The sequence below is a fragment of the Cupriavidus necator genome (assembly GCF_016127575.1).
GTDB lineage: Bacteria > Pseudomonadota > Gammaproteobacteria > Burkholderiales > Burkholderiaceae > Cupriavidus > Cupriavidus necator_D.
In genome coordinates this window covers 74,150-95,698 of the sequence record NZ_CP066018.1, presented here as the reverse complement: position 1 = coordinate 95,698, position 21,549 = coordinate 74,150, and the positions used below count along the sequence as shown (strand labels likewise).

Here is a 21,549-nt window from a genome sequence, read left to right as displayed (position 1 = left end):
AATGGCCCTTCCTTATTCGCTGACTGAACCGGCCGGCGCGGCGCTGCCGCTGGTGGTGGACTCCCCGCACAGCGGGCTGGTGCATGCCGAGACCCTGCCGCTGGCGGCGCCCCCCGAAGCCCTGCTGACGGGCTGGGACGCTTATGTCGACCAGTTGTTCGCGCATGCGCCGATGGTGGGCGGCACGCTGCTGTGCGCGCGCTTCCCGCGCTGGATGGTCGACGTCAACCGCGCCCGCGATGACATCGATCCCGCGCTGATCGACGGCGCCATGCCTTATGCCGTGCAGCCCAGCGACAAGTCCGGGCGCGGCATGGGCGTGCTGCGCCGGCTGGCGCTGCCGGGCGTGCCGGTGTACGCCGCGCCGCTGTCGCCGGACATGGCGGAGTACCTGCTGAAGACCTACTACGATCCCTATCACGCCGCGCTGTCCGGCCTGCTGGCGCAGCATCATGCGCGCTCGGGCGCGGTGTGGCATATCGACTGCCATTCGATGAAATCGCGCGGCAATGCGATGAACGTGGACAATGGCGTGGAGCGGGCTGACTTTGTGATCAGCAACGGCGACGGCGCCACCTGCTCGCCTGCGTTTATCGAGCTGGTGGCGCAGTGCCTGCGCGGCTTCGGCTACCGGGTGGGCATCAACTGGCCGTACAAGGGGGCGGAGCTGATCCGTGCCTATGCGGACCCGGCGCACGGCCGCCACAGCCTGCAGATCGAAATCAACCGCGCGCTTTATATGGACGAGGCAAGGTTCGCGCAGCACCGCGGCTTCGCCGTGCTGCGCGGCCATCTCGACCAGTTGCTGGAGGCGGTGGCGGCATATATCCGCGAGGCACTGGCGCGATGATGGCGCGGCGCGCTCAGATCACCTTGCCGGGATTCATCAGCCCCTGCGGATCGAGTGCGCCCTTGATCGCGCGCATCATCGCCAGTTCGACTTCGCTCTTGTAGAGCCGGTTTTCCTCGCGCTTGAGTTGGCCCAGTCCGTGCTCGGCGGAAATCGAGCCGTTATGCGAGCGCACGCTGTCGTGCACGATGCGGTTGACCTGGTCCTGGTGCGCCAGGAAGGCGTCATGGTCGACGCCTTCCGGCGGCGACACGTTGTAGTGCAGGTTGCCGTCGCCGAGGTGGCCGAAGGTCACCATGCGCGCGCCGGGGAAGGCGTTCTGCAGCAGCGCGTCGGTGGTCTCGATGAAGTCCGCCACGCGCGACACCGGCACGGCGATATCGTGCTTGATGTTCTTGCCGTCTTCCACCTGCGCCAGCGGGATATGCTCGCGCAGGTTCCAGAAATCGCGCGACTGCTGCACCGATTCCGCCACCACCGCGTCGGCGACCACGCCGGCATCGAAGGCGGCCGACATCATGGTCTCGAAGATGCCGCGCGCATGGGCTTCGCTTTCGCTGTCGGACAGTTCCAGCAGCACCAGCTGCGGGTGGATGTCTGCGAACGGATAGCGCAGCTGCGGGAAGTGCCGCGTCACCAGCGTCATGCTGAGCGCGGACATCAGCTCGAACCCGGTCAGCATGGCGCCCGCATGCGATTGTGCGATGGCCAGCAGCGCCAGCGCGGCGCGCGGGCTCTGCACCGCGGCCAGCGCGGTGACCGAGGCGCGTGGCAGCGGGAACAGCTTCATCACCGCCGCGGTGATGATGCCGAGCGTGCCTTCTGCGCCGACAAAGAGGTCGCGCAGGTCGTAGCCGGTGTTGTCCTTGCGCAGCCCGCGCAGGCCGTGCCAGATCTCGCCCGACGGCGTCACCACTTCCAGGCCCAGGCACAGCTCACGCGTGTTGCCGTAGCGCAGCACCGCGGTGCCGCCGGCATTGGTCGACAGGTTGCCGCCGATGGTGCAGCTGCCTTCGGCCGCCAGGCTCAGCGGAAACAGCCGGCCGTGCTCGCGCGCCACCTCTTGCAGGTGCTGCAGCACCACGCCGGCCTCGACCGTGATGGTGTTGTTGAGCGGATCGACCTGGCGGATGCGGTGCAGCCGCTGCAGCGAAACCACCACCTGGTCCTGCCCGGCCACCGGCGTGGCGCCGCCGCACAGGCCGGTGTTGCCGCCTTGCGGCACCACCGCGATCTTGTGCGCATGGCAGGCATGGACCACCTCCGCGACCTCCTCGGTGGTGCCGGGGCGCAGCACCGCCAGCGCTTCGCCGCGATAGCGCTTGCGCCAGTCGGTCAGGTAGGGTGCCTTGTCGGCTGCATCGGTCAGCACGTGCTGCGCACCCAGCGCGGCGCGGCACAGTGCGAGGAAGGAGTCTTGAGGCGAGGTCATGGCGACGGCGGAATGAGGGTCAGGACTTGGGCGCGGCCGGCTTGCCGGCCGCCCGGGCGCGGCGCTTGTAGGGGCGCAGGTACAGGATGGTGCTGGTGAAGAACACCAGCGTCAGCGCCACCTCCACCCACGCCAGCGTGGACGAGGGCGCGCGGTCGCTGGTGGCGCGCACGATGCCCTCGGTGAAGAACAGCAGGATCAGCATCGACGACCACTGCATGGTGTAGCGGTTGCGCGTCAGCACGCCGCGCAGCGGCAGCAGCAGCGACAGGAACTTGATGATCAGCCACGATCCGCCAGGGCGCAGCGGCGCCAGGAACCATTCCCAGGCGATGCACAGCACCACCAGCGCCAGCAGGCTGCCCACGCTGAACCGGTACAGCCAGGGACTGTGCAGCGCCTGGTCGCTCTCGGGGATGGGGCTCATGCCGCGCCTCCCGCCAGGCGCAGCGCGGTCTGAGCCAGCCGCCGGCCCATGGCGATGGCCAGTCCCGATTCGTCTTCCGTGACCGGGCCGCGGTTGTCGCCGTGGGCATGGTGGCTGGGGCCGTAGGGTGTGCCGCCCGAGGCCGTGGTCATCAGGCCCTTCTCGGAATACGGCAGGCCCAGGATCAGCATGCCGTGGTGCAGCAGCGGCAGCATCATCGACAGCAGCGTGGTTTCCTGCCCGCCGTGCAGGCTGCCGGTGGCGGTGAAGACGCAGGCCGGCTTGCCGGTCAGCGTGCCCGACAGCCACTGCGCCACGGTGCCGTCCAGGAAGTACTTCATCGGCGCGGCCATGTTGCCGAAGCGGGTGGGGCTGCCCAGGGCCAGGCCGGCGCACTCCTCCAGGTCGCGCAGCTCGGCATAGGGCGGGCCGTCGGCCGGGATATCGGACGCGGTGGCCTCGCACACGGTGGAAACCGGCGGCACCGTGCGCAGCCGGGCCTGGGCGCCGGGGACGCTGTCGATACCGTTGGCAATCAGTTCGGCTAGTTTGCGGGTGCTGCCGTGGCGGCTGTAATACAGGACGAGGATGTCGGTCATGGAGCGGGATGGCCGGCGGTGGCGGGGTGGTGTTGCGCGAAAGGTGCCGGAAGCAATGCGCGTATTATAGATGCGCCCCCCGCGCCATCTCCCATCGGCTTTGCGCCCCCGGTGCCGCGGGCCGCCTGTTTATCCGTCAGAACCAGATCCAGGAGGTTGTTTGCGCATGATCGGACCCCGCGTTGCCCGCCTGCGCCGGGAATGGAACCTGCAGAAGGTACGCGCCCTGGCGCGGTATGCGCTGCGCCGCGCCGGCGAAGACCGGCTGCCACAGGTCTCGGCCAGCCTGACCTTCACCACCGTGCTGGCAGTAGTGCCGGTATTGACGGTGGCGTTCGCGCTGCTGGCCGCGTTCCCGGTGTTCCGCGACTTCCGCAACGCCATCGAGGCGTTCCTGTTCCAGAACCTGATCCCCGGCAACGTCAGTGAATCGATCCAGCGCTACCTCGGCATGTTCGCCAAGAGCGCGCGCGGGCTGACCGCAATGGGCCTGGGCGGGTTGATGGTCACCTCGGTGCTGACCATGCTGACCGTGGAAGACGCGCTCAACGCGATCTGGCGCGTCAAGCAGCGCCGCCCGCTGGCGCAGCGGGTGCTGGTGTTCTGGGCGGTGCTGACCTTCGGGCCGGTGCTGATCGGCGCGAGCCTGTCGATCAGCTCCTACCTGATCTCGGTCTCGGCGGGCTATGTCGGCACCATGCCGGTGGGGCTGGGGCTGCTGGTGGGCGCGACGCCGGTGCTGCTGTCGGCGCTGGCCTTCGCCTTCCTGTACACGGCGGTGCCCAATGCCTATGTCGAATGGCGCGATGCCATCGTGGCCGGCCTGGTGGCGGCGGTCGCGTTCGAGTTCGCCAAGCGCGGCTTCGGCTATTTCATCACCGAGATCCCGGCCTATACCGCGGTCTACGGCACCTTCGCCGCGTTGCCGCTGTTCCTGCTGTGGATCTACCTGAGCTGGCTGGTGACGCTGCTGGGTGCGACCATTGCCGCCAACCTGCCGGTGATCCGGCAGGGCTACTGGCGCCGCCGCACCTTTGCCGGCAGCGAGTTCTTCGATGCGCTGGGCGTGCTGCTGCTGCTCTACCGCGCGCGCGACGAGGTGCCGCGCAGCGTTGGCGAACTGGACCTGGGCCGCAAGCTGCGGGTCGAGGCCGATTACCTGTCGGACCTGCTGGGCAAGCTCAAGGCCATGCATCTGGTCGGGCGCTTGCAGCAGGAGCGTGGTCAGGCCCATTGGGCACTGCTGTGCAATCCGTCACAGGTGACGTTGCGCACGCTGCATGACCGGCTGGTGCTGAACCTGCCGCGGCTGCCGCGCACCGCGCTGGCGCAGCAGCTGCAAGGGGCGGATGCGCTCAAGTCGGTCCTGGACAATCCGCAGCTGGATCAGACGCTGGAGGCGGTGTTCCGGCAGCAGCCGGCTGATCTGCCGCCGACTGAAGGGGATGGGGGGAGCCACCCCCAGCGGCGCACGCTGGAAGTGGTGCCGCCGGGCTGGCATGGCCAGGTGTAAGGTCCGCCCCCTGCGACAGTGAAGTTGCTCAGAACGGGATCCTGCCCCGCCAGATATCGGCATACATCACCCAGTCTCCCATCAGGCTGTAGAGCGGATGCCGGAACGTCGCCGGCCGGTTCTTCTCGAAACCAAAGTGCCCGACCCAGGCAAAGGCGTAGCCTGCCAGCACGGCGGCCAGCAGCCACCATGCATTGCCGGTAACCACCAGCGCCACCAGGCACAGCAACGCTACCGTCGACCCGGCAAAATGCAGGCGCCGGCAGGTACGGTTCTGGTGTTCGCTCAGGTAGTAGGGATAGAAGGCCGCGAAGTTCTCGAACTCGCGCGCGCGGGCGTGGGCCATGGCTGTCTCCGGCAGGTCTTGTTTTGTGCAGTGTAGACCTTCTGCGCCGAGGTGTCGGGAGGCTGGCCGCCGGCGTGGCCGGCCAGCCATCCGCGACCAGGCTTAGCCGGCAGCGACCACCTTGCGCGCAAAGGCCGCCAGCGCGTCCAGCACTTCATCCGGGCGTTCGCCCATCAGCGCGTGGCCGCACGGCACCGTGACCAGGCTTGCCTTGGCCATCTTGCCGGCCAGCGCCTGGGCCGCCTTGGGCGACGTCATCATGTCCTTGGTGCCGGTGATGAAGAGCGCCGGGCAGGCCACTGCGGCCGCGGCCTCTTCGCCATGGGCGTAGGCATTGCAGGCCGAGAAGTCATTGTGGAACACATGGGCCTGCGGGTTGTTGCGCGACACGCGCTCCATCAGCCGCTGGCTGCCGCCGTGCATCCACGCGCCCGGCCCGGGCGAAGACGGCTTGTTGGCCAGGCTCGAATGCGACCAGGTATTGACCATGGCGATGGCCTCGCCCTCGCGGTTGAGCGAGGCGTCCAGCAGCGCGTCCGAGACCTTCATCGGGTAGGCCGTCGCCAGCAGGCCGATGCCGCGCACCGCCTGCGCATGCCGCGCCGCGCATTCCAGCGCGATCAGCGAGCCCATGCTGTGGCCGAACACGAAGGCCGGCGTCTTCACGCCGGCGGCGGCCACCAGCGCCATGACCCAGTCGGCCATGGCCTCGACGGTGGCGAGCGGCGCGCCCTTGCTGCGGTTGTGGCCCGGCAGGTCCACCGCCAACACCGAGAAGCCGTGGTTGGCAAACCAGCGCGTCTGCAGAGCCCACACGCTATGGTCGTTCTGCGCGCCGTGGACGAACACGGCACAGGGCAGGGCGGGATCGAAGGGTTTGCCGCCGGTATAGGCGTAGGCCGGCTGGCCGGCAATGGTCAGTTCCATCAGGCTTGCCCTCCCTTGCCGCTCATGGCTTTCTCGGCCGCCTTCAGGCCGCGCTTGAGATCGTCGATCAGGTCATCCGGGTCTTCCAGCCCGATCGAGAGCCGGATCGTGCCCTCGGTGATGCCTGCCGACTGCAGCGCCGCCGCGTCCATGCGGAAGTGCGTGGTCGAGGCCGGGTGGATCACCAGCGAGCGCGCGTCGCCCACATTGGCCAGGTGCGAGAACAGCGACATGCTCTCGATGAAGCGCTGGCCGGCCACGCGGTTGCCCTTCAGGTTGAAGCTGAACACCGCGCCGCAGCCGCGCGGCAGCAGGCGCCTGGCCAGTTCGTAGTCGGGGTGCGATTCCAGTTCCGGGTAGGACACCGACTCCACCATCGGGTGCGAGACCAGGAACTGCACCACCTTGCGGGTGTTGTCGACATGGCGGCTCATGCGCAGCGGCAGCGTCTCAACGCCCTGCAGCAGTTGCCAGGCGGCCATCGGGTTCATGCAGGCGCCGAAGTCGCGCAGGCCCTCGCGGCGCGCGCGCAGCAGGAAGGGCGCCACCGTGCTTTCCTCGGTGAACACCATGTTGTGGAAGCCCTCGTACGGCTCGGACAGCTCCGGGAAGCGCCCGGAGGCCTCGAAGTCGAAAGTGCCGCCTTCGACCAGCACGCCGCCGATGGTGGTGCCGTGGCCGCCCAGGAACTTGGTGGCCGAGTGGTAGAGCAGGCCGGCGCCGTGATCGAACGGGCGCAGCAGGTAGGGCGTGGTGAAGGTGGAATCCACCAGCAACGGGATGCCGTTATCCTGGCCCAGTTGCGCCAGCGTCGGGATGTCCAGCACGTCCAGCCCCGGGTTGCCCAGGGTCTCGCCGAACAGCAGCCGGGTATTGGGCCGGATCGCGGCGCGCCAGGCGTCGATGTCGCGCGCCTTGACGAAGGTGGTCTCGATGCCGAAGCGGCGCAGCGTGTAGTGCAGCAGGTTGTGCGAGCCGCCGTACAGCGCCGACGAGGCCACCACGTGCGAGCCCGCGCCCATCAGCGTGGCCACCGCCAGGTGCAGCGCGGCCTGGCCCGAGGCCGTGGCGACGGCGCCGGCGCCGTTCTCCAGCGCGGCGATGCGCTCTTCCAGCACGGCCACGGTGGGGTTGGAAATACGGGAATAGACGTGCCCCGCGCGCTCCATGTTGAACAGCGACGCGGCGTGCTCGCTGTCGCGGAACACGAAGGACGTGGTCAGGTGGATGGGGGTGGCGCGGGCCCCGGTGGCGGGGTCTGGCGCGGCGCCGGCGTGCAGCGCCAGCGTGTCGAATCGGGTTCCGGACATGGTCGGTCGGCCTTGAGTTGTCTCCGGCCAGCATCGTAGCACCGTGCGCGCGCCGACGCCCGCAAACCGGCCTCCTGCTTTACTTTGACGGCGGGTTTGGGCTAGGATCGGCCAACGGGGCGCCGTGATGCAGCGCGCGCCCGCACACCCGTAGACAGATAACAATGTGACCGGTATCGCCTCCTGTGCCCCCCGCCGGAGCGATGCCCCCAGTTTGAGCGCAGGCAGCGGAGACCAACATGAAAGTCAGCGACATCCTCCAGATCAAGGGCAATACGCTCTATACCGTGACGCCTGACACCTCCTTGCTGGTAGCCGTCCACACCATGGCCGAGCACGATATCGGCTCGCTGGTGGTGATGGAATACGGCGACCTGGTCGGCATGCTGACCTTCCGCGAGATCATCGAGACACTCGCCCGCAATCATGGCAACGTCGGTGGCACCAGCATCCGCAAGGTGATGGACGATGCGCCGCTGACCTGCACCATGGAGACCGACGTCAACGAGGTCCGCCGCATGATGCTGGAGCGTCACACCCGCTACCTGCCGGTGCTCGACAACCGCACGCTGATGGGCGTGATCTCCTTCTACGACGTCGCCAAGGCCGTGGTCGAGGACCAGAGCTTCGAGAACAAGATGCTCAAGGCCTATATCCGCGACTGGCCGGAAGAGCGCGCCGAGTGATGGCGCCGGGCCGCCCGGACTGAAGCTTCCTTCGGAAATACCCTCGGTTGGCGCCGCGCGGCCGTGGCGGGGTGGCGGCCGGGCGCCGGCTCCGGCAAACTTGCCGGCGTTCCCACTTCCGCGGCGGTCCGCCGACCGACCGGCCCATCCATGAGCCAACCCAGCCAGTTCCGACTGCTCGGCCTGCGCCGCTTCGCCCCGTTCTTCTGGACCCAGTTCCTGGGGGCGATGAACGACAACGTCTTCAAGGTCGCCTTCACCTCGCTGGTGACCTACCACACGGCGCTGTTCGAGGGCGTGGACGCGCGCAGCGCGGCCTTCCTGATCTCGGCCATCTTTATCGCGCCGTTCGTGCTGTTCTCCGCCACCAGCGGGCAGATCGCCGACAAGCTGGAGAAGTCGCGCCTGATCCGGCTGGTCAAGTCGCTGGAAATCGCCATCATGGTGCTGGGCCTGGCCGGCTTTGCCTGGCACAGCGCGCCGCTGCTGTACGCCGGCACCTTCCTGATGGGGCTGCATTCCACGCTGTTCGGGCCGGTCAAGTTTGCCTACCTGCCGCAGCACCTGGATGAAAGCGAACTGGTCGGCGGCAACGGCATGGTGGAGATGGGCACCTTTGTCGCGATCCTGATCGGGACGCTGATCGGCGGCGAACTGGCCGGGCTGCAGCAGGGCGGAACCATCGTGGGGCCGATGTACGTGGGCGCGGTGTGCGTGGTGATCGCCGTGGCGGGGCGGCTGGTGTCGGGCCGCATCCCGGTTTCGCCGGCGCCGCAGCCGGACCTGCGCATCAACTGGAACCCGTTTTCCGAGACCTGGCGCAACCTGGTGCTGGCGCGTGGCAACCGCACGGTATTCCTGAGCCTGCTCGGCATTTCGTGGCTGTGGTTCCTGGGCGCCACCTTCCTGACCTCGTTCTTCAGCTATGCCAAGGATGTGCTGGGCGGCGACCAGAACGTGGTGACGCTGCTGCTGGCGGTGTTCTCGCTGGGCATCGGCACCGGTTCATTGCTGTGCGAGCGCTTGTCCGGGCGCCATGTCGAGATCGGCCTGGTGCCGTTCGGCTCGATCGGCATGACGGTGTTCGCGGTCGACCTGTACTTTGCCAGCCAGGGGCAGGCACCCGTGGCGCTCAGCAGCATCGGCGGCTTCCTGGCCGAGCCGCGCCACTGGCGCGTGCTGGCGGACCTGTTCCTGCTGGCCATGTTCGGCGGCTTCTACAGCGTGCCGCTGTACGCGCTGATCCAGAGCCGCAGCGCGCCCACGCACCGCGCCCGCATCATCGCCGCCAACAACATCCTGAACAGCTTCTTCATGATCGCCGCGTCGCTGCTGGGCGTGGCGATGACGCAGGCGGGCTACAGCATCCCGCAGCTGTTCCTGGTGGTGGGGCTGCTCAATGCGGTGGTGGCGGTCTACATCTACTCGCTGGTGCCGGAATTCCTGCTGCGCTTTATCGCGTGGATCCTGGTCCATACCCTCTACCGGCTGCGCCGCGTCAATGCCGAGCGCATTCCCGCCGACGGCCCGGCCGTGCTGGTCTGCAACCACGTCAGCTTTGCCGACGCGGTGGTGCTGATGGCCTGCAGCCCACGCCCGGTGCGCTTCCTGATGGACCACAACATCTTCAGGGTGCCGCTGCTGTCGTGGTTCTTCCGCCAGGCCCGCGCTATCCCGATCGCGCCGGCGCACGAGAATCCGGACATGCTCAGGCGTGCCTATGACAGCGTGGCGCAGGCGCTGGACGAGGGGGATCTGGTCTGCATCTTCCCCGAAGGCAAGATCACCGCCACCGGCGAGATCAACCCGTTCAGGCAGGGCGTGCAGCAGATCATCCGGCGCACGCCGGTGCCGGTGGTGCCGATGGCGCTGCGCGGGCTGTGGGGCAGCTTCTTTTCGCGCAAGGGGGCACCGGCGATGTCGCGGCCGTTCCGGCGCGGCATCCTGAACCGGCTGGAACTGGTGGTGGGCGAGCCGGTGCCGCCCGAGGCCGCCACCCCCGAAGGGCTGCAGCAGATGGTGCAGGCCCTGCGCGGCGACTGGCGCTAACGCCTTGTGCCGAACCCGAATCCACGATGATCACGCTCTACACCTTTGGCCCCGCCTTCGGGCTGCCCGACGCCAGCCCCTTCGTCACCAAGGCCGAGATGCTGCTCAAGCTGGCCGGCCTGCCTTACCAGGCGCGCCGCGGCAGCCTGCGGCGCGCGCCCAAGGGCAAGCTGCCCTACCTGGACGACATGGGCCGGATCGTGGCGGATTCCACCTTGATCCGCTGGCATATCGAGAAGACCTACCACATCGACTTCGACGCGGGCCTGAGCGCGGCCGAGCGCGGTATCGCCTGGGCCGCCGAGAAGCTGATGGAAGACCACCTGTATTGGGCGGTGGCGCGGGTGCGCTGGCTGGACCAGGCCAACTTCGACAAGGGGCCGGCCCAGTTCTTCCGCGGCGTGCCGGCGCCGGTGCGCGGCCTGGCCGAGCGGCTGGTGCGCTACAAGGTGCGCAAGACGCTGTGGGGGCAGGGCCTGGGCCGGCATAGCGAAGAAGACCTGGTGGCGCTGGCCAGCAAGGGCGTGACCTCGATCGCCGACATCCTGGGCGACAAGCCCTACCTGATGGGCAATGTGCCATGCGGGGCCGACGCCACGCTGTTTGCCTTTGCCGGCAGCCTGCTGTGCCCCGTATTCGACACTCCGATCCGCACCGCGGCCGAGGGGCATGCCAACCTGGTGGCCTATATGGAGCGGATGCGCGCCGAGTTCTACCCCGAACTGGCGCTGGAAAGCGCCGCCGCCTGAGCCTGCCGGGCCGCCCGAGGCCCGCCATTGGCCTTACAATGGAAACCTTCCCCAATTCCTGTGCGGTTTCCATCATGTCCGGCAACACCCTTGGCCTGCTTTTCACTGTTACCACCTTCGGCGAATCGCACGGGCCCGCCATCGGCGCGGTGGTGGACGGCTGCCCGCCGGGCATGGCGCTGACCGAGGCCGATATCCAGGGCGACCTGGACCGCCGCCGGCCCGGCACCTCGCGCCACGTCACGCAACGCCAGGAACCCGACCAGGTCGAGATCCTGTCCGGCGTGTTCGAGGGCAAGACCACCGGCACCCCGATCTGCCTGCTGATCCGCAATACCGACCAGCGCAGCAAGGACTACGGCAATATCGTCGAGACCTTCCGCCCGGGCCATGCCGACTACACCTACTGGCAGAAGTACGGCATCCGCGACCATCGCGGCGGCGGCCGCTCGTCGGCGCGCCTGACCGCGCCGGTGGTGGCGGCCGGGGCGGTGGCCAAGAAGTGGCTGCGCGAAAAGTATGGCACCGAGATCCGGGGCTATATGTCGCAGCTGGGCGAGATCGCGGTGCCGTTCACGGACTGGTCGCACGTGCCGGAGAACCCGTTCTTCGCGCCCAACGCCGACATCATCCCCGAGCTTGAAACCTATATGGACGCGCTGCGCCGCGACGGCGACTCGGTCGGCGCGCGCATCGAGGTGGTGGCCAGCAACGTGCCGGTGGGCCTGGGCGAGCCGCTGTTCGACAGGCTCGACGCCGACATCGCCCACGCCATGATGGGCATCAACGCGGTCAAGGGCGTGGAGATCGGCGCCGGCTTCGACAGCGTGGCCCAGCGCGGCAGCGTCCATGGCGACGAGCTGACCGCCGAGGGCTTCCGCACCAACAATTCCGGCGGCGTGCTGGGTGGCATCTCCACCGGCCAGGACGTCACCGTGTCGCTGGCGATCAAGCCGACGTCTTCCATCCGCACCCCGCGTGAATCGATCGACAAGGCCGGCAATGCCGCCACCGTCGAGACCTTCGGCCGCCACGACCCGTGCGTGGGCATCCGCGCCACGCCGATCGCCGAGGCCATGCTGGCGCTGGTGCTGATCGACCACGCCCTGCGCCACCGTGCCCAGTGCGGCGACGTCAAGGTCGATACGCCGCGCATTCCCGCGCAGGCCGGCCAGACCCCCTGACCTGACCTCGCGTTGGCCACGCCTTTCGCGGGCGGCGGTGCCACCGGCGCCGGCCGCCCCGACTACGCCCGTTTCGGGCTCTTCTATCTTGGCTACTACGGCTACGTCGGCCTGATCTCGCCGTACGTCAGCCTGTATTTCGCCGACCGCGGCTTCAACCCGGTGCAGATCGGCGTGCTGATGGCGAGCTTCCAGGTCAGCCGCATCGTCGGGCCCTACCTGTGGGGCTGGCTGTCCGACGTGATGCATACGCGCGTGCGCATCCTGCGCGTGAGCGCGTTCACCTCGTTGCTGGCCTTCCTGATGCTGCCGGGTGTGGGCAGCTACGGCGGCATGATGGCGATGATGCTGACGCTGAGCCTGCTCACCAGCGCGATGTCGCCGCTGGGCGATGCCCTGACCATCTCCACGCTGCGCCGCTACGGCGCCTTCGACCATAGCTACGGCCGCATCCGCATGTTCGGCTCGGTCGGCTTTATCGGCGCGGTGCTGGCCGGCGGGGCGCTGTTCGAAGCGGTCGGCATGCGCGCCTTCCCGTGGGTGGCCAGCACGCTGCTGGCGATCCTGGCCGGCGTGGTGCTGACCATGCATGACGCCGCCGACGACGGCCCGCGCACGGCGCCGCCGCGCGCCTTGCCGCTGCTGCGCCGCCCGGACGTGGCCTGGTTCCTGGCGTCAGCCTTCCTGATGATGTTCGCGCACGCCGCGCTCTATGTGTTCTATTCGCTGTGGCTGGCGCAGCTGGGCTACAGCAAGTTCGCCATTGGCGTGATGTGGACCATCGGCGTGGTCGCCGAGATCGTTTTCTTCTACTACCAGGGCCTGCTGTTCGCGCGCTATGCGCTGCGCACGATCCTGGCCGGCACCTTCGTGCTGGCGGCGCTGCGCTTCGGCCTGACCGGCTACCTTGCCCAGTTTGCCTGGCTCATGGCGCTGGTACAGGTGCTGCACGCGGCCACTTTTGCCGCGCACCACAGCGCCAGCCTGAAGCGGTTGCAGGCATGGTTTGCCGGGCCGCTGCAGGGGCGCGGGCAGGCGCTGTACACGGGCATTTCCTACGGCGTCGGCGGCACGCTGGGCGGGCTGGCGATGGGCTGGACCTGGAACGCGCTGGCGCCCGAGCATACCTTCGGGCTGGCCGCCATTGCCGCGGCGGCCGGCGCGTTCTGTGCGGTGATGAGCTTCCGCGCGGAAGGCGATGGCGCCGCTCAGGCCAGCGCCGCGCAGACCCGCTCGGCGATCGCCAGCGACGAGGTCAGCCCTGGCGACTCGATGCCGAACAGGTGAACCAGCCCCGGCACGCCATGCACGGCGGGGCCGTCGATGCGGAAGTCCGCGGCAACCTCGTGCGGCCCACTGATCTTGGGGCGGATGCCGGCATAGCCGGGTTGCAGCGCGCCGTCGGCCAGCCCCGGCCAGTAGCGGCGCACTTCGTCATAGAAACCGTCGGCGTCGGCCGGGTCCACGCCGTATTCGATCTCGTCGATCCAGCGCACATTGGGGCCGAAGCGCGCCTGGCCGCCCAGGTCGATGGTCAGGTGCACGCCCAGCCCGGCCGCCTCGGGCACCGGGTAGATCAGCCGTGAGAACGGCGCGCGCCCGGCCAGCGTGAAATAGCAGCCCTTGGCGTAGTACTGCGGCGGGATATGGGTCTCGGGCATGCCGTCGATGCGGCGCGCCAGTTCCGGCGCGGTCAGCCCGGCCGAGTTCACCACCGTGCGCGCCAGCAGCGTGGTGGCGCTGCCATCCTCGCTGCCGATCTCCAGCCGGATGCCGTCCGCCGTCACCGCGCCGCCCAGCACCGGCGACTGCACCGCCAGCATCGCCCCGGCGTTTTCCGCGTCGCCCAGCAGCGCGGTCATCAGGCCATGGCTGTCGACAATGCCGGTCGACGGCGACAGCAGCGCGGCATGGCACTGCAGTTGCGGCTCCAGCGCCTGCGCCTCGGCGCGGCTGACAAGGCGCAGGTCGTCCACGCCGTTGGCCGCCGCCTTGGCGCGGATGCCTTCGAGCGTTGCCACCTGGGCCTCGCTGGTGGCCACGATCAGCTTGCCGCAGCGCTGGTGCGCCACGTGGTGACTGGCGCAGTAGTCGTACAGCATGGCCTTGCCGCGCACGCACAGCTGTGCCTTGAGCGAGCCGGCCGGATAGTAGATGCCGGCGTGGATGACCTCGCTGTTGCGCGCGCTGGTGATGGTGCCGAAGGCGTTCTCGGTTTCCAGGATGATCACTTCGCGACCCTGCAGCGCGAGTGCGCGCGCCACCGCCAGTCCCACCACGCCGGCGCCGATGACGACGCAATCCACTGTTTCCATGGTTGTTCCTTGCTTCAAAGTCTGTGTGTTCGGAGGCTCAGGCCGTCAGGCCGAGGCGGGCGGCGGCGGCCGCAAGGTGCTGTTGCGCGGCACTGCGGGCGGCCGTGGCATCGCCGGCGGCAATCGCTTCGGCCAGCGCCGCATGTTCCTGGTCGGCGGCGCGCGGCGCGCCAGTCGTCACACTCAGCCGCGCGGTGTTCTCCCAGGCGCGCTGGCGCGCGGCCAGCATCTGCTGGCTGACGAAATCGGTCAGGCCGGTAAAGCAGGGGTTGTGCGCGGCTTCGGCAATGGCATGGTGGAAGGCCATGTCGGCCGCCGCCGCGCTGGCCATGTCGCCCTGGCCGTCGGCCTGTGCCTGCATCGCCGCCAGTGCGCCGCGGATGGCATCGATATCGGCATCCGTGCGCCGCTGCGCGGCCATTTCGGCGCAGGCGGTTTCCACTACCCGGCGCAGTTCGAACAGCTGCGCCAGCGTCGGGCCGCCGTCGGGCGCGCTGGCCACGCGCCAGGCCTTGCCGCCCGGGGTCTCCGACACATAAGCGCCCGAGCCCTTGCGCGTCACCAGCACGCCATCGGCCTTCAGCTGGGCGATGGCCTCGCGCACGATCGGCCGGCTCACGCCGAAGTTATCGGCCAGGCTGGCCTCGGCCGGCAGGCGCGCGCCCGCGCCGTAGCGGCCGGCGAGGATGTCGTCGTGCAGGGTCTGGGCGATGCGGCTGGCGAGCGAGGCCGGGCGGGGCAGGATGGTCATGGTTTTGATATGTCAGGCTGTCAGACAGCTTTTGTTGATTTTCGGCCTAACTTTGCGAGGCGTCAAGGTCTCCGTAGGGAGTGAATGCTACACATGCGACTCTGGTCAATCGCCGAGGGCTTAATTTCGCCGCTCCGGCGCCGATAGAAGTCTGATACAGGTGGCGGATCCTGCGCGTCGGCTCCGCCCAAGGCTTGCCATGCCCCCATCTAATGCCGGGGCCTACTGCGAACAGCCATGATCCAGCTCACACCTAACGATCTTCCCGTCGGATACCCGCTGCCCTGGTCATTGCTCGATGGCGAGGGCAACCTGGTGCTCGGCAGCGGCAGTGTCATTCCCGATGAACGCGACCTGGCGCTGGTGTTCCGCCATGGCGTGGTCTGTCGCGAAGATGGCCACGACGATGCCGATGACGAACTGCGTCCGGCCACCGGGCCGCTTGGCCTGCAGGTCGGCACGCTGCTGCATGTCAAGCATGAGGGCGAGGCCGCGCGCCCGGCCGCCAGCCGCCTGATCGGTTTTATCGAGCAGGGCCTGTTTGTCACCTGGCCGCAGCTCGGCGGGCGCGACCTGCCGCTGCAGGCGGGCGATGCCGTGCTGCTGCGCGGCTTCTCCGGACACGCCATCCACAGCTTCACCTCGACCATCACCGCCGTGTGCCGCAGCCCGTTTCGCTACCTGGTGCTGTCGGCGCCGGTGCAGAAGCACGCAATGCCGGTACGCAAGGCTGCACGCGTGCCAACCCGGCTGGCCGCCTACCTGACCGAGCCCGGCGATGACGACGACATCGACACCGGCACGGCGCGGCTGGCGCTGCTGTCCGACCTCAGCACCGGTGGCGCGCTGGTGCAGACCACCGCGCCGGCGCCGGCGCCGGGCAGCCGCGTGCGGCTGCGCTTCAAGATGCGCACGGCGTCACTGGACAGCGAGGTCACCATCGATGGCTGGATCCGCCTCGCGCCCCCCGGCGCGGCCAGCGACGATGCCGACTTTCCGGCCTTCGGCGTGGCCTTCGACGTGCTGGCCGAGCGCGAGCTGACGCTGCTGCAGTGCTACATCTACGAACAGCTGCTTTCCAGCACCCGCATGCCCTTGCAGCCCGCGGCTGTAGCGGCCGTTTAGAGGGAATCCGCTAATGTTTTGATTGTCTCGTCGGGGCGGCCAGTCTTTACTGCTTCCAACATAAAAAGACCCACCACCGAGGAGACAAGATGGAGCACAGCGGACACCACGCGTGCGGACGACGCACGCCCGCGCTACGCGAGCAGAAGGCCGGCAAGGCCTTGCGCAGGCTCGCAGGCACAGCCACGCTGGTCGCAGCGGCCATGCTGGCGCAGCCAGCACCAGCCCTGGCCGCGAGCGGCGACTACGCGAAGACGCGTTACCCGATCGTGCTGGTCCACGGACTGACCGGCGCGGCCAGGATGGGTGGTGTGCTCGACTACTGGTATGGCATCCCCGAAGTGCTGCGGGCCAACGGCGCGCAAGTCTATGTGGCCACGGTGCCGTCGTTCAACAGCGACGAAGAGCGCGCCCTGGCGCTGCAGGCCTATGTGCGCGCGGTCAAGCTGGAAAGCGGCGCAGACAAGGTCAACCTGATCGGCCACAGCCAGGGCGGGCCGACCTCGCGCATGCTGGCGGCGATGTCGCCGCAGGACGTGGCCTCGGTCACCACCATCGGCAGCCCGCATCGCGGCAGCGAAGTGGCCGACACCGTGCTGGACCTGATCAATGGCGTCAACAGTATTCCGATCGCCGGGCCGGTACTCGTCGGCATCATCCAGGGCGTGCTCGATACAGTGGGCTGGTTCAACGGCATCGGCAACGGGCAGGCGCTGGACCAGGATGCGCTGGCCTCGCTCAAGATCCTGACCACGCGTGGCGCCGCCGAGCAGAATGCGCGCCTCGATGCCACGCTGGTGCCCGGCACGAAATCGGCACTGGGGCCGGATTGCAATACTGCTGGCGCGGTGTCCGAGCAACGGCAGGCGCGCGATGCCGCGGGCAACTTCGTCACCCATACCCAGGCCGCGTATTCCTGGACCGGGCAGGGTGGGCCGTTCAGCCTGCTGCGCTCCAACCTGCTGGATCCGACCACGGTGATGATGTCGGCGTCGGCCGGGCTGATGGACCTGAAGGGCGCCGGCCCCAATGACGGGCTGGTCTCGGTCTGCAGCAGCAAGTGGGGCCGGGTGCTGGCCACGGGCTACTACTGGAACCATCTCGACGAGGTGAACCAGATGGCCGGCCTGTACCAGGACGTCGATCCGCGCACGGTCATTCTCAGCCACGCCAACCGGCTGCGCAATGACCAGCTCTGAGCGCTCGCCGCGGCCCTGGCTGGCCTTGCTGCCGGCCGGCGCGGCGGCGGCCGCGGTGTACTGGCTGACGATGCCGTCTGGCCCGGTTGCCGTGCCGCAGCGCCCGGCAGCGATCACCACCGCTGCGAGTCCTTCGGCGACATCGGCTGACGCCGGACCCGCCGGCGTGGCTGCCTTGCCATCGCTGTCCGGCGTCGACGTGCCCGCGGGCCCCGAACTCGACGCGCAAGGCAACCTGCGCCTGACGCGCGCGCTGCGCACCTACTTCGACTACTTCCTCAGCGCCCGCCACGACGCCGGCGGCGCCGACGCGCTGGACCGGCTGGTGTACGACGATATCCGCCGCCGCGTGCCGCAGCCCGCGGCAGGGCAGGCGTGGCAGCTGTGGCAGCGCTACCTGGCTTATCTTGCCGAGATTCAAGCGCTGGCCGCGCGCAAGCCGCGGGCGGATACGAACGGCACGCTGGATGCGGCACAAGTGCAGCAGTTGCGCGCGCTGCAGGCCGGGCGTAACGGCGCGCGGCAGCACCTGCTGCCGGAGGTGGCGGCAATCTGGTTCGGCGACGAGCAGGTGTATGACGATGCCATGCTGGCGCGGCTGGACATCGCGGCACAATCCGGCCTGGATGACGCGCAGCGGCGGCAGCGGCTGGCCGAACTCGAAGCCACGCTGCCCGAGCCACTGCGTGCGGCACGGGAGGCCAGCGCGCGTCCGCAGGCGATCAGCGACACCATCGCCGGCATGCAGGCCGCCGGCCGCAGTGCGCAGGACATCGGTGCGGCGTTGGCGCAGGCCTACGGTGCCGAGGTGGCGCAGCGCTACCAGCAGCAGGCGCAAGCCGGGCAGGCCTGGCGGCAGCGCTACGACGACTACGCCGCGCGCCGCGAGCAGATCGAGTCATTCCCGGGGTTGTCGGAGCAGGACCGCCGGCAGCAGCTGGATGCGCTGCGCAGCCAGGCCTTCGGCAATCCCGCCGAGGCGCTGCAGGCCGAGGTGGTCGACAAGGCGATGGCCGCGCGGCGGCAGGCACGATAGCCGCGCTGCATCGCCCAAAGAAAAACGGCACCGGGTTTCCGGTGCCGTTTTTTCTGCCGCTGGCGCGGCAGGCTTACATCCCGACGTAGTTCGGACCGCCGCCGCCTTCCGGCGTCACCCAGACGATGTTCTGGGTCGGATCCTTGATGTCGCAGGTCTTGCAGTGAACGCAGTTCTGCGCATTGATCTGCAGACGTTCCTTGCCCGACGTCTCGTCCTGCACGAACTCATACACACCTGCCGGGCAGTAGCGCGACTCGGGGCCGGCGTACCTGTCCCAGTTGATGTTGACCGGAACGCTGGCGTCCTTGAGCGTCAGGTGCGCCGGCTGGTTCTCTTCGTGGTTGGTGTTGCTGATGAACACCGAGCTCAGGCGGTCGAAGGTCAGCTTGCCGTCCGGCTTCGGATACTCGATCTTCTGGCACTCGGCCGCGGGCTTCAGGTACACATGGTCCGGCTTCACGCGGTGGATGGTCCATGGCGGGTTGCGGATGCCTAGCTTGGGCAGCAGCCATTGCTCGATGCCGGTCATCAGCGTGGCGGTGGTGCGGCCCTTCTTGAACCACTGCTTGAAGTTCTTGGCCTGCAGCAGTTCCTTGTGCAGCCAGCTCTGCTCGAACGCGGTCGGGTAGGCGGCCAGCTCATCGTGCTGGCGGCCGGCCTGCAGCGCGTCATAGACGGCCTCGGCGGCTAGCATGCCGGTCTTGATGGCGGCGTGGCTGCCCTTGATGCGCGAGGCGTTCAGGTAGCCGGCGTCGCAGCCGACCAGCGCGCCGCCCGGGAACACGGTCTTGGGCAGCGACAGCAGGCCACCGGCGGTGATGGCGCGGGCACCGTAGGAGAGGCGCTTGCCGCCCTCGAAGTACTGGCGGATTTCCGGATGCGTCTTGAAGCGCTGGAATTCCTCGAACGGAGACAGCCACGGGTTAGTGTAGTCCAGGCCGACCACAAAGCCGACCGCGACCTTGTTGTCTTCCATGTGGTACAGGAACGAGCCACCGTAGGTGGCGGGGTCGAGCGGCCAGCCGGCGGTGTGCACCACCAGGCCTGGCTTGTGCTTGGCCGGGTCGATCTCCCACAGTTCCTTCAGGCCGATGCCGTAGCTCTGCGGATCCTTGCCGGCATCGAGCTTGAATTTCTCGATCAGTTGCTTGCCCAGGTGGCCGCGCGCGCCTTCGGCGAAGATGGTGTACTTGGCATGCAGTTCCATGCCCAGCTGGAAGTTGTCGGTGGGCTCGCCTTCCTTGTTGATGCCCATATTCCCGGTGGCCACGCCCATGACCGAGCCGTCTTCGTTGTAGAGCACTTCGGCGGCGGGGAAGCCCGGGAAGATCTCAATGCCCAGCGCCTCGGCCTGCTGGCCCAGCCAGCGCACGAAGTTCGACAGGCTGATGATGTAGTTGCCTTCGTTGTGGAAGCACTCTGGCAGCAGGGCCGGAGGCGTGCCCTTGGAGCCGGACTCGTTCAGGAACAGGAACTTGTCTTCGGTGACGGCCTGGTTCAGCGGCGCGCCCAGTTCCTTCCAGTTCGGGATCAGTTCATTGAGGGCGCGCGGGTCCATGATGGCGCCCGACAGGATGTGGGCGCCGGGCTCGGAGCCCTTTTCCAGCACGCACACGTTGACGTCGGCGCCTTTCTCCTGCGCGAGTTGCTTCAGGCGGATGGCGGTGGCCAGGCCGGCGGGGCCGCCGCCGACGATGACCACATCGTATTCCATGGCTTCGCGCGGGCCGAACTGCTCCAGGAGCTGTTGCTGATCCATTGTCTCTAACCCTCTATTTCTTTGCTGCTTGCTTGCAATTGTGGGAAATGCGGTGATCGTTTTGCCGAGAACCGGGCCAGCGCGCGGACGGGAACCGCGGATGGGTGAGTTGGCAGCGATTTGGGGTCCAAAGACTCCCGGATCGCGCGTTTTCCCTCTTTCCCTTTGCTGGTCAAGTTCTTAGAATCTCCGGCATTGTCCGGGACTCGCCACCCACAGGCAAGGATTTTTTTGGAACGGTCGTTCTTTTTTTGATATGCTGCCTTCTGCTCCCGAATAGGCCGGAGGAGCTCCCGCACAAGAGGTAATCATGGGTTTGTCGATCAATCTGGAAGGCAAGGTCGCGCTGGTCACCGGCGCTTCAAGCGGGCTGGGCTCGCGTTTCGCCACGGTGCTGGCCGCCGCCGGCGCCAAGGTGGTGCTGGCCTCGCGCCGAACCGAGCGGCTCAAGGAACTGCGCGCTGCGATCGAGGCCGAGGGCGGCAGCGCCCATGTGGTGCGGCTGGACGTCACCGACCCGGACAGCATCCGCGCCGCGGTGGCGCATGCGGAGACTGAGGCCGGCTCCATCGACATCCTGGTCAACAACTCCGGCGTGTCGACCACGCAGAAGCTGACCGATGTGACCGCCGACGACTTCGATTTCGTGTTCGACACCAATACCCGCGGTGCCTTCTTCGTCGCCCAGGAAGTGGCCAAGCGCATGATCGCGCGCGCCAAGGGCGCCGAGCGCAACGGCAGCCCGCTGCCGCAGGCGCGGATCGTCAATGTCGCGTCGGTGGCGGGGCTGAAGGTGCTGTCGCAGATCGGCGTGTATTGCATGAGCAAGGCGGCCGTGGTGCACATGACCAAGGCCATGGCGCTGGAATGGGCGCGCCATGGCATCAATACCAACGCGATCTGCCCGGGCTATATCGATACCGAGATCAACCACCACCACTGGGATTCGGACGCCGGCCAGAAGCTGATCCAGATGCTGCCGCGCAAGCGCCTGGGCAAGCCGGAGGATCTCGACGGCCTGTTGCTGCTGCTCGCATCCGACCAGTCGCAGTTCATCAACGGCGCTGTCATCACCGCCGACGACGGCATGGTCTGACCGCCTGATCGCTGACCGGGGGGGCGCAAGGCCCCCTGCATCCCGGCTGCGCGCCAAAAGCGCCGCGGGATGCCCGGACTGCACGCCCAGGGCTTATCCGGTCCCCTTGGGTGCGCCGTCGTCAGCACACATCAATCATCAGAAAATTCGTGCGTGGCGGGCCAGTCTTGGCATAATCCGCCATGTCTGCAGA

General features: G+C 68.0%; 20 protein-coding genes. 11 read left to right on the top strand and 9 right to left on the bottom strand.

All coding sequences use genetic code 11. The features are described from left to right. Position 1: 1 nt before the first annotated feature. Positions 2 to 850: an N-formylglutamate amidohydrolase gene (locus I6H87_RS00470; protein ID WP_011614992.1), complete on the top strand. Its 849-nt coding sequence runs from the start codon at positions 2 to 4 to the stop codon at positions 848 to 850. Between the two features lie 13 nt (positions 851 to 863). Here the strand turns inward: I6H87_RS00470 and I6H87_RS00465 are convergent, their stop codons facing one another. Genes I6H87_RS00465 through wrbA form a run of 3 tightly spaced genes read right to left on the bottom strand, consistent with a single transcriptional unit; the run spans position 864 to position 3,308 of the window. Beyond that, positions 864 to 2,282: an FAD-binding oxidoreductase gene (locus I6H87_RS00465; protein WP_010813134.1), complete on the bottom strand. Its 1,419-nt coding sequence runs from the start codon at positions 2,280 to 2,282 to the stop codon at positions 864 to 866. A gap of 19 nt (positions 2,283 to 2,301) precedes the next feature. Beyond that, on the bottom strand, positions 2,302 to 2,709 hold the full coding sequence (locus I6H87_RS00460; RefSeq protein WP_011614993.1) for a DUF2069 domain-containing protein: 408 nt from the start codon (positions 2,707 to 2,709) through the stop codon (positions 2,302 to 2,304). After that, on the bottom strand, positions 2,706 to 3,308 hold the full coding sequence (wrbA, locus tag I6H87_RS00455) for an NAD(P)H:quinone oxidoreductase (RefSeq protein ID WP_010813132.1): 603 nt from the start codon (positions 3,306 to 3,308) through the stop codon (positions 2,706 to 2,708). The genes I6H87_RS00460 and wrbA overlap by 4 nt, the downstream gene beginning before the upstream one ends. A gap of 166 nt (positions 3,309 to 3,474) precedes the next feature. On the opposite strand from wrbA, the gene I6H87_RS00450 reads away from it, so the two are divergent. Next, positions 3,475 to 4,821: a YihY family inner membrane protein gene (locus I6H87_RS00450; RefSeq protein WP_010813131.1), complete on the top strand. Its 1,347-nt coding sequence runs from the start codon at positions 3,475 to 3,477 to the stop codon at positions 4,819 to 4,821. Between the two features lie 28 nt (positions 4,822 to 4,849). Here I6H87_RS00450 and I6H87_RS00445 read toward each other — a convergent pair whose 3' ends face one another. From I6H87_RS00445 to I6H87_RS00435, 3 genes are all read right to left on the bottom strand, one after another. Continuing rightward, positions 4,850 to 5,167 carry an Mpo1-like protein gene (locus tag I6H87_RS00445; protein WP_010813130.1) on the bottom strand — a complete coding sequence of 106 codons (318 nt, stop codon included), beginning with the start codon at positions 5,165 to 5,167 and terminating at the stop codon, positions 4,850 to 4,852. Between the two features lie 102 nt (positions 5,168 to 5,269). Next, positions 5,270 to 6,094: an alpha/beta fold hydrolase gene (locus I6H87_RS00440; protein WP_011614994.1), complete on the bottom strand. Its 825-nt coding sequence runs from the start codon at positions 6,092 to 6,094 to the stop codon at positions 5,270 to 5,272. Then, on the bottom strand, positions 6,094 to 7,404 hold the full coding sequence (locus tag I6H87_RS00435) for an O-acetylhomoserine aminocarboxypropyltransferase (protein ID WP_010813128.1): 1,311 nt from the start codon (positions 7,402 to 7,404) through the stop codon (positions 6,094 to 6,096). The genes I6H87_RS00440 and I6H87_RS00435 overlap by 1 nt, the downstream gene beginning before the upstream one ends. Positions 7,405 to 7,643: 239 nt before the next feature. On the opposite strand from I6H87_RS00435, the gene I6H87_RS00430 reads away from it, so the two are divergent. The 5 genes from I6H87_RS00430 (at position 7,644) to I6H87_RS00410 (ending at position 13,359) form a co-directional block, all read left to right on the top strand. Further along, positions 7,644 to 8,090: a CBS domain-containing protein gene (locus I6H87_RS00430; protein WP_010813127.1), complete on the top strand. Its 447-nt coding sequence runs from the start codon at positions 7,644 to 7,646 to the stop codon at positions 8,088 to 8,090. A 150-nt stretch (positions 8,091 to 8,240) separates the two neighbouring features. Beyond that, positions 8,241 to 10,139: an MFS transporter gene (locus I6H87_RS00425; RefSeq protein ID WP_010813126.1), complete on the top strand. Its 1,899-nt coding sequence runs from the start codon at positions 8,241 to 8,243 to the stop codon at positions 10,137 to 10,139. 26 nt (positions 10,140 to 10,165) lie between these two features. Further along, the gene (locus tag I6H87_RS00420; RefSeq protein WP_010813125.1) at positions 10,166 to 10,888 is read left to right on the top strand and encodes a glutathione S-transferase C-terminal domain-containing protein; all 723 of its coding nucleotides are present in this window, start codon (positions 10,166 to 10,168) and stop codon (positions 10,886 to 10,888) included. A gap of 74 nt (positions 10,889 to 10,962) precedes the next feature. Beyond that, positions 10,963 to 12,072: a chorismate synthase gene (gene aroC, locus I6H87_RS00415; RefSeq protein ID WP_010813124.1), complete on the top strand. Its 1,110-nt coding sequence runs from the start codon at positions 10,963 to 10,965 to the stop codon at positions 12,070 to 12,072. Positions 12,073 to 12,084: 12 nt separating this feature from the next. Continuing rightward, entirely contained in the window at positions 12,085 to 13,359 is a 1,275-nt protein-coding gene (locus I6H87_RS00410; protein WP_011614995.1) for an MFS transporter, read from the top strand. On the opposite strand, the gene I6H87_RS00405 is transcribed toward I6H87_RS00410, so the two are convergent. Further along, positions 13,281 to 14,387, bottom strand: a complete 1,107-nt coding sequence (locus I6H87_RS00405) for an NAD(P)/FAD-dependent oxidoreductase (protein ID WP_011614996.1) — start codon at positions 14,385 to 14,387, stop codon at positions 13,281 to 13,283. The genes I6H87_RS00410 and I6H87_RS00405 overlap by 79 nt on opposite strands. A 37-nt stretch (positions 14,388 to 14,424) precedes the next feature. Further along, positions 14,425 to 15,138 (bottom strand): FadR/GntR family transcriptional regulator, encoded by a 714-nt coding sequence (locus tag I6H87_RS00400; protein ID WP_011614997.1) that lies wholly within the window; start codon positions 15,136 to 15,138, stop codon positions 14,425 to 14,427. A 237-nt stretch (positions 15,139 to 15,375) separates the two neighbouring features. On the opposite strand from I6H87_RS00400, the gene I6H87_RS00395 reads away from it, so the two are divergent. The 3 genes from I6H87_RS00395 to I6H87_RS00385 all read left to right on the top strand — a co-directional run bounded on the left by I6H87_RS00395 (position 15,376) and on the right by I6H87_RS00385 (position 18,498). Continuing rightward, positions 15,376 to 16,263, top strand: a complete 888-nt coding sequence (locus I6H87_RS00395; protein ID WP_011614998.1) for a flagellar brake protein — start codon at positions 15,376 to 15,378, stop codon at positions 16,261 to 16,263. Positions 16,264 to 16,352: 89 nt separating this feature from the next. Further along, a complete protein-coding gene (locus I6H87_RS00390) occupies positions 16,353 to 17,462 on the top strand; it encodes an esterase/lipase family protein (RefSeq protein WP_010813119.1) in 1,110 nt (369 codons plus the stop codon). Further along, positions 17,449 to 18,498, top strand: coding sequence for a lipase secretion chaperone (locus I6H87_RS00385; protein WP_255266278.1), 1,050 nt, complete (start codon positions 17,449 to 17,451; stop codon positions 18,496 to 18,498). The genes I6H87_RS00390 and I6H87_RS00385 overlap by 14 nt, the downstream gene beginning before the upstream one ends. 73 nt (positions 18,499 to 18,571) lie before the next feature. On the opposite strand, the gene I6H87_RS00380 is transcribed toward I6H87_RS00385, so the two are convergent. After that, positions 18,572 to 20,260 (bottom strand): electron transfer flavoprotein-ubiquinone oxidoreductase, encoded by a 1,689-nt coding sequence (locus I6H87_RS00380; RefSeq protein ID WP_011615000.1) that lies wholly within the window; start codon positions 20,258 to 20,260, stop codon positions 18,572 to 18,574. A gap of 310 nt (positions 20,261 to 20,570) precedes the next feature. On the opposite strand from I6H87_RS00380, the gene I6H87_RS00375 reads away from it, so the two are divergent. Beyond that, complete coding sequence (locus I6H87_RS00375; RefSeq protein ID WP_010813116.1) at positions 20,571 to 21,356, top strand: SDR family oxidoreductase; 786 nt, start codon at positions 20,571 to 20,573, stop codon at positions 21,354 to 21,356. Positions 21,357 to 21,549 lie beyond the last annotated feature (193 nt).